General features: G+C 65.5%; 10 protein-coding genes and 2 pseudogenes. 4 read left to right on the top strand and 8 right to left on the bottom strand.

Annotated features, from left to right (window positions below):
* Nucleotides 1-894: 894 nt before the first annotated feature.
* Both AAEX57_RS15990 and AAEX57_RS15985 read right to left on the bottom strand, forming a co-directional pair.
* Nucleotides 895-1398, bottom strand: coding sequence for a DUF4411 family protein (locus AAEX57_RS15990; RefSeq protein WP_342093288.1), 504 nt, complete (start codon nt 1396-1398; stop codon nt 895-897).
* Nucleotides 1398-2555 (bottom strand): ImmA/IrrE family metallo-endopeptidase, encoded by a 1158-nt coding sequence (locus AAEX57_RS15985; RefSeq protein WP_342093287.1) that lies wholly within the window; start codon nt 2553-2555, stop codon nt 1398-1400. Before AAEX57_RS15985 ends, AAEX57_RS15990 begins: the two co-directional genes overlap by 1 nt.
* A gap of 544 nt (nt 2556-3099) precedes the next feature.
* Between AAEX57_RS15985 and AAEX57_RS15980 the strand changes: the two are divergent.
* Together AAEX57_RS15980 and AAEX57_RS15975 are read left to right on the top strand one after the other, a co-directional pair.
* A pseudogene (locus AAEX57_RS15980) lies at nt 3100-4676 on the top strand (catalase).
* Between the two features lie 76 nt (nt 4677-4752).
* A complete protein-coding gene (locus AAEX57_RS15975) occupies nt 4753-6732 on the top strand; it encodes an amino acid transporter (protein ID WP_342093285.1) in 1980 nt (659 codons plus the stop codon).
* Between the two features lie 13 nt (nt 6733-6745).
* Here the strand turns inward: AAEX57_RS15975 and mgrA are convergent, their stop codons facing one another.
* Entirely contained in the window at nt 6746-7738 is a 993-nt protein-coding gene (gene mgrA, locus AAEX57_RS15970; protein ID WP_446721186.1) for an L-glyceraldehyde 3-phosphate reductase, read from the bottom strand.
* A 344-nt stretch (nt 7739-8082) separates the two neighbouring features.
* Between mgrA and AAEX57_RS15965 the strand changes: the two genes are divergently transcribed.
* Together AAEX57_RS15965 and AAEX57_RS15960 are read left to right on the top strand one after the other, a co-directional pair.
* On the top strand, nt 8083-8745 hold the full coding sequence (locus AAEX57_RS15965; RefSeq protein ID WP_342093283.1) for an SPFH domain-containing protein: 663 nt from the start codon (nt 8083-8085) through the stop codon (nt 8743-8745).
* A gap of 167 nt (nt 8746-8912) precedes the next feature.
* On the top strand, nt 8913-9419 hold the full coding sequence (locus AAEX57_RS15960; protein ID WP_342093289.1) for a hypothetical protein: 507 nt from the start codon (nt 8913-8915) through the stop codon (nt 9417-9419).
* On the opposite strand, the pseudogene AAEX57_RS15955 reads toward AAEX57_RS15960, so the two are convergent.
* The 5 genes and pseudogenes from AAEX57_RS15955 to AAEX57_RS15940 all read right to left on the bottom strand — a co-directional run.
* Nucleotides 9356-9508: pseudogene (locus tag AAEX57_RS15955) on the bottom strand (transposase); the annotation flags it as partial. The gene AAEX57_RS15960 and the pseudogene AAEX57_RS15955 overlap by 64 nt on opposite strands.
* Nucleotides 9509-9845: 337 nt before the next feature.
* Complete coding sequence (locus tag AAEX57_RS15950) at nt 9846-10178, bottom strand: CopG family transcriptional regulator (protein ID WP_342093282.1); 333 nt, start codon at nt 10176-10178, stop codon at nt 9846-9848.
* A complete protein-coding gene (locus AAEX57_RS15945; RefSeq protein WP_342093281.1) occupies nt 10175-10444 on the bottom strand; it encodes a hypothetical protein in 270 nt (89 codons plus the stop codon). Before AAEX57_RS15945 ends, AAEX57_RS15950 begins: the two co-directional genes overlap by 4 nt.
* A 59-nt stretch (nt 10445-10503) precedes the next feature.
* A complete protein-coding gene (locus tag AAEX57_RS16315) occupies nt 10504-10704 on the bottom strand; it encodes a hypothetical protein (protein ID WP_446721380.1) in 201 nt (66 codons plus the stop codon).
* Complete coding sequence (locus AAEX57_RS15940; RefSeq protein WP_342097813.1) at nt 10701-11432, bottom strand: IS3 family transposase; 732 nt, start codon at nt 11430-11432, stop codon at nt 10701-10703. Before AAEX57_RS15940 ends, AAEX57_RS16315 begins: the two co-directional genes overlap by 4 nt.
* Nucleotides 11433-11602 lie beyond the last annotated feature (170 nt).

The raw sequence follows: 11602 nt of genomic DNA, 5'->3' as shown, positions 1-11602 counted from the left end.
TACGCTTGTTCACCTGGGAAGTGCTCCTTCAACCACGCTGATACAGACCTAGACAATCGGTATCTTCGCAGGTCAGAGGGCACTTCCCTCCTTCACGTCCAGCCACCCCCGTGAAATCTCCGGGCTAGATTTAGGTCGCCAGTGAAGACCCAGTTGCGGGGACCCAGTAGGGCATAGAACGCGTCGACAGTATCGGTGATCCGCCGATACTCTCCTTGGAGGCGCTTGAGTTCCTTTCGCTGGTCTCGTGGCAGCAGGAATCCCAGCAGTCTGAACGCAGCCATCTGCTGTTCCAACTCCCTGACTGAGGGGAGATCGCGTGCAGACCCGTAGGGGGTTGCCGGTGGATGGTCCGTCATGTCGATAACGCTAGCGGTGAGCGCAGGCAACCGTGACGGACCGCACTCCTCCGGTTCGTGGACGCGCTACACACGTCATCGCGTTTTCACCCACACCGTGCCTCGATGGACTTCGAAGCGTTTCGCAACAGCAGTGGCACTCTGACCCTCGCTCCGGGCGGTTCGGATCGCGTCCACTTCCTCCAGCGTCAGGCTCCACCGCCTCACAAGAGGGCGTGGTCATCACCTCGCGCACCGCCTATCCACGGTGCTCGACGCCGACTAAATCATCGTCCTCGAAAACGGTCATGTGCGAGACGCAGGAACCCACCACGACCTCCTCGCCCGTGACACCCGCTACCAAGAGTTCATCACCGCACTACGCATCCACGCGCACACCGACCTCACCCCGACCGGAACGTAGGGGTGTAAGGAGGCCACGCTCGGGATAGGCGACAGGCAGCGGTCACAAGTGTACGCACTGAAGGAGGAGCGAACTCGCCCCTTTGCTCAGCTGCTCCATGTCCAAGATGTTCTACAGCGATGGGCGTATCAGTCACGGTGTGGATGTGCCCGCACTGAGGTCGAGCCGGGCTCCGGTCTGGCGGAGCATCTGGAAGGTGTCGGTCGTGCCGACGCCCATAGCCAGGCAAGCGTCAGGGATCAACACCCTGGCTCGGGCGTTGGGTTGAGATCGTTCGTGGGTGACCACCGTGTGCTGGTGTTCGCGAGCGTAGGCGACAAGGAGATAGTCGGCATTGGTGCCGGTGAATTCGGCTAGCGCTGCTGGGGTGAAGCTTCGTGAGGTCGCCCAAGCGGTGAGGTCACCGAAGTGTCGTGTAGTTCCTTGATCGACGGCTCGGAAGAATGCGGCGTTAGCATGTGCCCAGGCGGCGAGCTCGTCGTCACCCTCAAGGAGCTCGTCGCGGACCGCGTCGATGCTGCAGGCCAAGGATTGTCGGTGGGCCTGATCGAGCCAGGCCCAGAATCCAGGGGCGATGTCGAAGGCGTAGTAACGGTTCTTGGCCTCGATGAGCACGTTGGCGTCGATCAGATACATCAGGCGACCCCCAACTCGGCGGCCAGGTTCTCGAAGGTTGCGTGTTTCTTGGTGCCGAGCAAGCGGTAGGCGTCCCGATAGGTGGTGGACCCTTCGAAGGCGCTGGCGATCACGGCCTGGGCGAACTGACGGCTAAGTCGAATCGGCTGCGTGTAGTAGTAGTTGCCACCGGAGTTCTCGCTGCGCCTCGCCGCGAGGATGCTGATCACGCGGTCCCGCTCGTTCTCATAGCGCTCTCGATAGTCCTCCCAGGTTAGGAGCTGAGCGTCGAAGATGCGTTTGAGTACCACTAGGGTGCTGACTCGGTATTTCTTAGCCAGGCGCTCCAACTCCTCGATGTTCGCTTCTCCGCGGTAGTCGCTGAGCAGTGTGGTCAGCGGGACTAGCACTTCGGCGGCGACTTGGTTGCACCACAGTTCCTCGGTCACCCCGTGGTTAGCGGTCATGGCCGCATCGGACAGGGCGCTTGCTCCCAGCCATACGTGAGCCAGTTCGTGGATCATGGTGAAGATCTGTGCGGCCTTGGTGTCAGCGCCGTTGACGAAGATCAGCGGTATGAGCGGGTCGGTTAGTGCGAACCCTCGGAACTCTTCAGGGTTGAGTTTACGATGAGTGTTCGCGCCAACGACGCCATTGATCATCACCAAGACGCCTATGTTCTCGATGCGGTCGATCAGACGTCGTAAAGCGTCCTCCCAGCTGGAGAAGGTGCTCCGTTCGGTCAGATCGAAGCCAAGCAAGTCGCGCATCTGGTCCGCGACAAGCACCGGCGGCGTCTCGGTCGTTGCGGAGCCGACAAACTCAGGTTCGCCCACGCCGTTCTCTTGCGCATAGGTCCGGTACCAGTCCTGGCGGGTCTGGCACAGGTAGATCGTCTCCAACAGGTCAGCAGACGGCCGCGGGACCGCGAGGTTCCCGATCGTGCGCATGTCTGGGATAGGCACGTCTTCCACTGGCGGTTCAGAGAGGAACAACAGCCCGAAAGGGGTGTGAGTGTCGTTGGCGAACTTCTCCAACTGCTTCAGCGTTGGACGCTGGGTACCAGAGACCCACCCATCGAGTTTGGGCGCACGACGTTCGACAGTCGCCTCGTCCCATCCCGCTCGTTCGACTGCCCACTGGAGTAGATCGGGGGCGACCTCAACGCGAACAGTCATCCCGTCACCTCCATTCAAGCTCCAGTCGAGATGCAACTCTGAGTGACAGTCTACGTAGCAGGACAGACAAGGGCATCGCCGACGAGCCGCTCTGGGAATGGTTCGCTGACAGCAGTTGCTCGTGACTTGCGCTGGTCACCGCTTCGTGTGCTCCCACACTGTCACCCGATGGATACCGAACCGCTTGGCGATTGACATGGTGCTTTCGCCGGTTGCCTTTGCCGTTCGGATAGCGTCCGCTTCCCTCTCCGTCAGGGGTGTTCGGGATCGTCTCGTTGGGTTCGCCACGACCCCTGGATCTGGCTCGGCTGCCGGGGGCTCTTCGCTTGCGCCATCTCGTTTCTCCCGTTCCCACGCGGAACTCAGCCGTTCCAGCCGCTTCCACGTGTTCGGGCTGAGTCCACCGGCGCCCACCACTTTCGTGCCCACCGGGCCCCGCCCGCCAGAAGCGGTCCGCTCTGAGCAGAGTTGTCCCGGATTCGCTTCCGTCGCATGGCCCTCGATGTTTGACTGGCTGAACACAGTGCTGCGGAAGGAGCCAGTCATGACCAAGCCCATCGTCCCCGCGCGCTGCCCCCGGGAGCCCACCCGACCGGTTCGACCATGTCCAACGGCGCCCCGGCCGAGAGTGACCGCAATTCGATCAGCGTCGGCCCGGACGGCCCGCTGCTGCTGCACGACGTCCACCTGGTCGAGACCCTGGCGCACTTCAACCGGACGAATGTGCCGGAGCGACGCCCGCACGCCAAGGGATCCGGTGCCTTCGGCACCTTCGAGACCACCGAGGACGTCAGCCGCTACACCAAGGCGGGCCTCTTCCAGCCGGGGGTGAAAACCGACATGCTGGCCCGCTTCTCCACCGTCGCCGGTGAGCTGGGCTCCCCCGACACCTGGCGCGATGTGCGCGGCTTCAGCCTGAAGTTCTACACCGATCAGGGCAACTACGACCTGGTGGGCAACAACACCCCGATCTTCTTCGTCCGGGATCCGCAGAAGTTCGCGCACTTCATCGCGTCACAGAAGCGACTGCCCGGCAACGGCCTGCGGGACAACCAGATGCAGTGGGACTTCTGGAGCCTCAACCCGGAGACCGCGCACCAGGTGACCTACCTGATGGGCGACCGGGGCCTGCCCAAGAGCTACCGCCACATGAACGGCTACGGCTCACACACCTACATGTGGGTCAATGAGGCCGGCGAGCGCTTCTGGGTGAAGTACCACTTCCACAGCCAGCAGGGAGTCGAGGGCCTGACCGGGGAACGCGCCACCGAGATTGCCGGCGAGGATGCCGACTTCCACCGACGCGACCTGTTCGAGGCGATCAAGCGCGGCGACTTCCCGCAGTGGAAGCTCTCGGTGCAGGTGATGCCCTACGAGGAGGCGAAGCACTATCGCTTCAACCCCTTCGACCTCACCAAGACCTGGTCCCACAAGGACTACCCGCTGATTCCGGTGGGCACCATGACGCTGGACAAGAACCCGGACAACTTCTTCGCCCAGATCGAACAGGCCGCCTTCAGCCCGTCCAACCTGGTGCCGGGGATCGGCTTCAGCCCGGACAAGATGTTGCTCGGCCGGGTCTTCGCCTATCCCGACGCCGCCCGGGCCCGAATCGGCACCAACTTCGACCAGCTGCCGGTCAACCGTCCCCGGGTGGAGCGCAACCTGTATGCGCTCGACGGGAACATGAACTACGAGCAGGGCGCGATGGCCGCCAGCTACGCCCCCAACTCGATGGGCCGCCCCTACTCCGACGAGGTGGGCCGGGTGCACAACGGGTGGGAGTCCGACGGTGAGATGGTGCGGCAGGCCTACACCCTGCACGCCGAGGACGACGACTTCGGCCAGGCCGGCACCCTGGTCCGCGAGGTCTGGGACGACGAGCAGCGCGCCCGCTTCGTGGACACCGTCGCGGGTCACCTGCTGGGCGGGGTGACCGGCGAGATCCTGCAGCGTGCCCTGGCCTATTGGAAGGCCGTCGACGAGACCACCGGCGCGCAGATCCAGGCGATCGTCGAGGCGGCCCAGCCGGAGAACCGCAACCCCGGCGGTGAGGCCGACAAGGCGAAGGAGCACGCCGAGGCTGGGATCCAGGACAAGCGCACCAACGCTGCACACTGAGCCTGTCCGCGGTTGGGCCAGCCGTCAACTCGTGGTCGATTGAACGTCGGCTGGCGGCTGGCCCTACCCTTGAGCAGTGAGTTCGTCCCTGGGCAGCAAGCCCCTCAAACAGCAGTCCGCCTTTGCCCGCTGGTTCCTGGAGCGTGACGAGACCGAGGCCGCCGGCCCGTACGAGAATCTGGATGAGGCGGTCAGCCAGAATCACGTGAAGCCGTGGTACGCCGTGATGTGCCTGACCGGCGTCGACTACTTCTCCACGCTGGGTTACCAGCCGGGCATCGCCGCGATCGCGGCCGGAACCCTGGCACCGGTCGCCACCCTGGTGCTGGTACTGATCACCCTGTTCGGCGCGCTGCCCATGTACCGCCGGGTGGCCAAGGAGAGCCCCAATGGTGACGGCTCGCTCTCCATGCTGGAAAAGCTGCTCAGCTACTGGCCCAGCAAGATGCTGGTGCTGGCGCTGATCGGCTTCATCGCCACCGGCTTCATCTTCACCATGACGCTCTCCGCGGCCGATGCCACCGCACACCTGGTGGAGAACCCCCTGTTCAAGGAGGCGCTGGAGGGCCAGCAGGTGCTGATCACCCTGATCCTGCTCACCCTGCTGGGCGCGGTCTTCCTCAAGGGCTTCAGCGAGGCGATCGGCGTCGCCGTCGTGCTGGTGCTCGCCTACCTGGGCCTGTCCCTGGTCGTGATCGTCCGCGGCCTGATGGAGGTCTTCGCCCATCCGGCGATGATCGGCGACTGGAGCCGGCTGGCCGTCTCCGAGCACGGCAACTGGCTGGGCGTCTTCGGCGCCGCGATGCTGGTCTTCCCCGCTCTGGCACTGGGGCTGTCCGGCTTCGAGACCGGCGTGCTGGTGATGCCCCAGGTCAAGGGTGACGCCACCGACACCCGGGGCAACCCGGCGGGCCGGATCCGCAACGCCAAGAAGTTGCTGGCCACCGCCGCGGTGATGATGAGCGTGCTGCTGATCGGATCCTCACTGGCCACCACCCTGTTGATCCCACCGGCCGAATTCCAGCCCGGCGGTGAGGCCAATGGCCGCGCCTTGGCCTACGTCGCCCACACCTACCTGGGTGAGGGCTTCGGCACGGCCTACGACGTGGCCACCATCGCCATCCTGTGGTTCGCCGGCGCCTCTGCCATGGCCGGCCTGCTGAATGTGGTGCCCCGCTACCTGCCCCGTTTCGGGATGGCACCCGACTGGGCCAAGGCCGTCCGGCCCCTGGTGGTGGTGATCTGGGGCATCGCCGCGGTGGTCACCATCATCTTCAAGGCCAGCGTCGATGACCAGGCCGCGGCCTATGCCACCGGCGTGCTGGCGCTGATGACCTCGGCGGCGGTGGCCGTCGCGCTGACCGAACTGCGTCGCAGGCACTGGGGTGCCGGGCTGTACTTCAGCCTGATCAGCGCCATCTTCATCTACACCTTCGTGCAGAATGTCGTGACCCACCTGGGCGGCCTGTACATCTCGCTGATCTTCGTCGCGCTGATCATGGTGGTCTCCATCTGGTCACGCACCAACCGCAGCCTGGAACTGCGCGTGCCCGCCGTGATCTACGACGAGGGTGCCCGGCAGATGCTGGACGAAGCCATCGCCCACGCCCAGGCCAAGCCCTGCCCGGTGCGCTTCATGGCCAACAAGCGCAATCTGGGCGACGAGGACGAGTACAACTACAAGGCGCTGGAGGTGCGGTTGGACAACCACATCCCCAACGAGTCCGCCACGCTCTTCCTGGAGGCCGTCATCTCCGACGCCTCCGACTTCGAGGCGCCGGTGGAGGTCACCTCGGCCGTGGTGGGCCGGCACCGGATCCTGCGCGCCCGGGGCACCGCCGTGCCGAATGTACTCGCCGCGGTGCTGCTGGACGTCAACCAGCGCACCAACGAGCCGCCACACTGCTACTTCGAATGGTCGGAGAAGGGGCCGGTGCAGAGCGCGCTGCGCTTCCTGGTCTCCGGTGAGGGCGACACTCCCCCGCTGGTGCACGAGATCATTCGTCGTGCCCAGCCCGTCGAACGCTGGAGGCCCCAGCTGCACGTCGGCGGCTGAGACCCCCTCCCGTTCAGTTGGTCAGGATCTGCTCAATCCGGGCCAGCTCATCGTCGCTGAAGTCCAGCTGCTGCACGGTGGCCAGATTGTCCTCCAGCTGGGCCAGCGAGCTGGCGCTGATCAGCGTCGACGTCACCCGCTGGTCGCGCAGGATCCAGGCCAGCGCCATCTGGGCGAGCTTCTGGCCGCGCGCCTGGGCGATCTCGTTCAGGGCGCGCACCTTGCCCAGGGTCTGCTCGTCGAGTTGCTGGGCCAGATTCTCCACCCGTGAGGCCCGGGAGCCGGCCGGGATACCGTCCAGGTAGCGATCGGTGAGGATGCCCTGCTGCAGTGCGCTGAAGGCGATGATGCCCATTCCCTGGGCTCCGCACTCGTCGACCAGACCGTCCTCCACCCAGCGGTCGAGCATGGAGTACTTGGGCTGGTGGATCAGCAGCGGGGTGCCGAGTTCCGTGGCGATCCGGTTGGCCTCGCGGGTCTGTTCCTGGCGGTAGGAGGAGATGCCGACGTAGAGCGCCTTGCCGCTGCGCACCGCCTGGTCGAGCGCCATCATGGTCTCCTCCAGCGGGGTGTCCGGATCAAAGCGGTGGCTGTAGAAGATGTCGACGTAGTCCAGACCCATCCGGGTCAGCGACTGGTCGAGGCTGGCCAGCAGGTACTTGCGGTTGCCGCCGCCCTGGCCGTAGGGGCCGGGCCACATGTCGTAGCCGGCCTTGGTGGAGATGATCAGTTCGTCGCGGTAGGGGCGAAGGTCATCGGCGAAGATCCGGCCGAAGTTGAGTTCGGCCTGGCCGTAGGGCGGGCCGTAGTTGTTGGCCAGGTCGATGTGGGTGATGCCGGCGTCGAAGGCGCGACGGACGATGGCCCGCTGGGTCTCGCCGGTGGTCAGGTCGCCGAAGTTGTGCCACAGGCCCAGGCTGAGCACGGGGAGCTTCAGCCCCCACCTGCCGCAGCGGCGGTAGGGCATCTGGTCGTAGCGGGTGGGTGCGGCGAGGTATCCGGTCATGCTGGTCATTCTGCCCGGCATTAAATCGGTTGCCGATGGTGGGTCCGAGGGGCGATCCTTGTGGGGTCCCGCGGACAGCAGCGTGGCCGGTCTCCCGGTATGACACGTCCTGCGCATCGCCGCGACGACACTGCTGCTGAGGACAGCTCTGGTTGCAGGGGGTTCGACTCCCCCAATTTCTGTGGCGCATCGTCCGATCCGTTCGCGGCCCGTGACCCTGCGGCAGCATCCACGCCTCGTCGCTGCAGGCGGCGTGGCCGGATGCTGCCCCGTCACCGGCCGCTGGGTCGGGCGATGTGCTCCTGCCCCGTCCGTCACCATGCCCTGAAGGGGGTTCGATCATCATGCAGAAGTCGCTGCTGCACATCACCGTCGAGGCGCGCGAGAAGGTGCTCGGCTACCGCCACGGCCGTCTGGTGCAGGTCTTCGGCCCCGGCCGGCACCGGGTGGGGTTCGGCCTGCAGCCCGTCGTGGTGGACATGGGTGAGCAGCTGCTCACCCTGAAGCCGCAGGAGGTGCCGTGCGCCGACGAGATCCCGGTGCGGGTGTCGCTGGCGCTGCGCTGGCACGTCGCCGATCCCGTGGCCTGGCACGAGGTGGCCACCGATCCGCTGGATCTGGTCTACCTGGCCGCGCAGGTGGGGCTGCGTGACCTGCTGGCCGCACACCGGGCGGAGGAGGTCACGCGTGCGCTGCGGGCCACCTCCGAGTCGGTTGACGTCGTGGCGGCTGCCGTCGCCCCGGTGGCGGCGCGGGTCGGCGTCGCCGTCGACGAGGTGGTGCTGAAGGACATCACCCTGCCCGCCGAGCTGCGGCACGCCATCGGCCAGGTGGTGATCGCCCGGCACCAGGGTCTGGCGAAGCTGGAGGCCGCCCGCGCGGAGACCGCGGCGCTGCGCTCGATGGCCAACGGCGCCAAGCTGTTGGAAGACCACCCCGCGCTGGCCCGGCTGCGGATGGTGGAGGCCGCCACCTTCGGCTCCAAGCTGGTCATTCGCGACGCGTGACCATTGGCCCCGGGGCGTCAACCGACGCCCCGGGCTCGATGCGTTGCCGGCACGATGTCAACGGACAACATTCGGACAACACCCTGTGCCTCAGTTTGCCTTGCAGCTGGCCAAGAACACGGTTGGATCGAAGTGTTCGATTGATCATGGTTCGCGGGAGTTCGGGGGTGCAGGCCATGGGCGGGGCCGGCCCCTTCAAGGCGATGCCAGAACCGCCCCTCGCCCCAGTGGATGGCGGAAACCCGCAGATGTGGATGTCGTACTGGAGGGAAAGACAAGCGGCAGTGCCACTAGACTTTGGAGAGGACATCCTCAAGCCCACCGAGGTGATCAGCGTTGAACGGCTGGTTCGACGCCGGGAGTCCATTCGCTGGATTCCCCGCACACATGCCAAGTCATCCCACGACTTTGTCTGGCTCAACCGGGGCGGTGTGAACGTCGAAATGAAAGCCACCAAAGCGCGTTATGAAACGATTCGCGGTCGGGTCTTCTCTGCGCGCAAGTCTGCGTGGGAGAACCATCGAGTTCTCAAGGACGTCTTCCTGATTGATCTCGGTGATGCACCACTCACGACAGAACTTCGTCACAGGCTCGTCACTTATCAGGCTCTTCACAATCCAGGGTGTAGTTGGGGCCTGAACCCGCCGGCTTCAAGCAGGGACCGGGCGATGTAGTGGGTGAGGTTGCGGAAGCCGAGGGCGGTGCCGCGCAGGTGTTCGAGGCGGCCGTTGATGGCCTCCGTGGGCCCGTTTGTCCCATCCCGACCAGGAAGTCCCACCCGTCGTGCGGCATGACTGCGACAACCCGCTGTGTCAGAACCCCGCGCACTTGCAACCGGGGGACGCCACCGAGAACCGGCGCGACTACTTCGCGCGTCGTGGAGTTCCAGGCTCCCCACTCAACGATGTCCGGGGCTCACACGGCCGCGCGGCAGCGCTTCGTGCAGCCGCACGCAACAGCGGAGCGATCGACGGTGCCGTGGCGGAAGGATTGAGCGTCCTGGACCGTGACCAGCCACCACTCTGGTGACAACAGCGACGAGGGCCGCCCCGAATGACCTGGGCGGCCCTCTCGTGCGTCTGATCGGCGGTGTTAGGCGATCAGGCTGCTGTCTCGCTGTTGAGGAAGTTGGCCAGGGCGCGGCGCATGACCTCGCTGGCACTCATGTGGTGCTGCGCGGCGTAGGCGTCGAGTCGCTGGTTGGTTTCCGCGTCGAGTCGGAGCTGGCGGCGGGGGGACTCTCCCTTGCCTGTGGCGTGGCCTGCGCCAAGGGTTGGGCGGCCGCGGCCCAGCAGTGCGCGACTGGCGCGCTGGGCTTCCTCTCCGTGCAGGACGGGGCTGGTCTGGGGGGCCCGGGTGGCCTGGTCGCTCTCGGCCCAGTCGGCCAGTTCGGTGAAGTCGATCCCGTGACGGATCTCGTGGTCGGCAGTCATGCTCGCTCTCCGTTCAGCTTGGCAATGGTCGAGGGACGCACGTCCATGCAGTGGAAGACCACCACTGTGTCCGGCGGAGTCAACGTGGCGAAGACCTCGATGGTGCGGCCACCACGGGCGGGGCCGATCCACGCCGCCACATCGGGACCACCCGTCCGGGAATGGTCGTAGTGAGGGGCGAAGGTCTCGGGGGTCTGCATTGCATGGATTGCGTCATCGCGCGTGAATCCGTGTCGCGCGGCACTGTCGGTGAACTCGATGGCCATACATCTATTGTACTACAAAAATGACGTGGAGGAACCCGCCCCTCCCACTCTGTCCCGCGTCAAGTAGTTGGCAGGATTTCGGGCTCGGGAAAGTTGGGGACGGTCGGGTCGGCCAGACCGCGGTGGACGTCCGAGGGCCGGTTCCAGGCCAGCGCTTGGTGCGGGCGGACGGTGTTGAACTCGGCCCGGTAGGCATCGGCCTCGCGGACCAAGTCGAGCGCGTCGTCGATCTGTTCGCGGTAGAGCCGCTCGTACTTCAGGCTCTGGAAGGCCCTCTCGCGGACGCCGTTCTGCCCGGGCGTCCTGTGACACGGGTCCGGACATGCCTGAGCTCAGGATGCGCGGTGATGACGTGCTCGAAGCGGAACGCCCGGAAGGGCCCACCGTTGTCGGTGACCAGTGTGATCGGAACGATCTCACCCGTGGCGGGGTCGGTCAGGTGATCGATGAGCTTGATGCCGTCGAGCATCGCTTCGGCCTCCGCCAAGGCCAGTTCGACCCCGGCGATCGCGTCGTGCTGGTTCGCAGTCGGAGACCAGTGCCAGCCGAACTCGTACTTCGAGTAGTAGTCCGCGACCCCAGCGACCCGCCAGGTCCCTCCGCCGGTGGTCTCGTACTCGGAGAAGTCGAACTGCCACACCTGGTTCGAACCGGTGGGTGGCGCGGCGAACGCGGCCTTGCGCTGGCGAGCCAGTTCCCGACGTTGTTTCTGGTAGTCAGAACGGAGCAGGAGGTCTTCGTCGGCCATGATCCGCAACACCGTCGACGGCGAGACGAGGTGGCCGTCGTGACGGACCATGGCCCAGATCTTGCGGTGTCCCCAGGCGGAATGCTTGCTGGCCATCGTCGCCACAGCTTCCCGGTGTTGGTCGCGTGATGGGGCCGGCCAGGGACCTTTGACTGGTTTGCCGGCCCGGGCTCGTGCTTGCCAGCGTCGCCACGTTCGTTCGGGAATGTCGAGCAGTTCGCAGAACCTCGAGGTCGACATTCCCTCATCGATCCGGATTACCTCGAGGTCTTCGAAGGGCCCAGCCGGCCCTCCGCGCTCTTCTTCCAGACACGCAGCTCGACCGCTGCTTCGCCGAGCGCGAGGGTGAGGTCCTCGACCTGGGCCTCGAGCTGGGCCTCGCGGGTCGACGGCCCCGACTTCCCGGCCGC

It is taken from the genome of Luteococcus sp. H91, assembly GCF_038433135.1.
Taxonomy (GTDB): Bacteria; Actinomycetota; Actinomycetes; order Propionibacteriales; family Propionibacteriaceae; genus Luteococcus.
The sequence above is the reverse complement of the archived record's forward strand: the minus strand, read 5'-3'. Positions and strand labels throughout refer to the sequence as shown.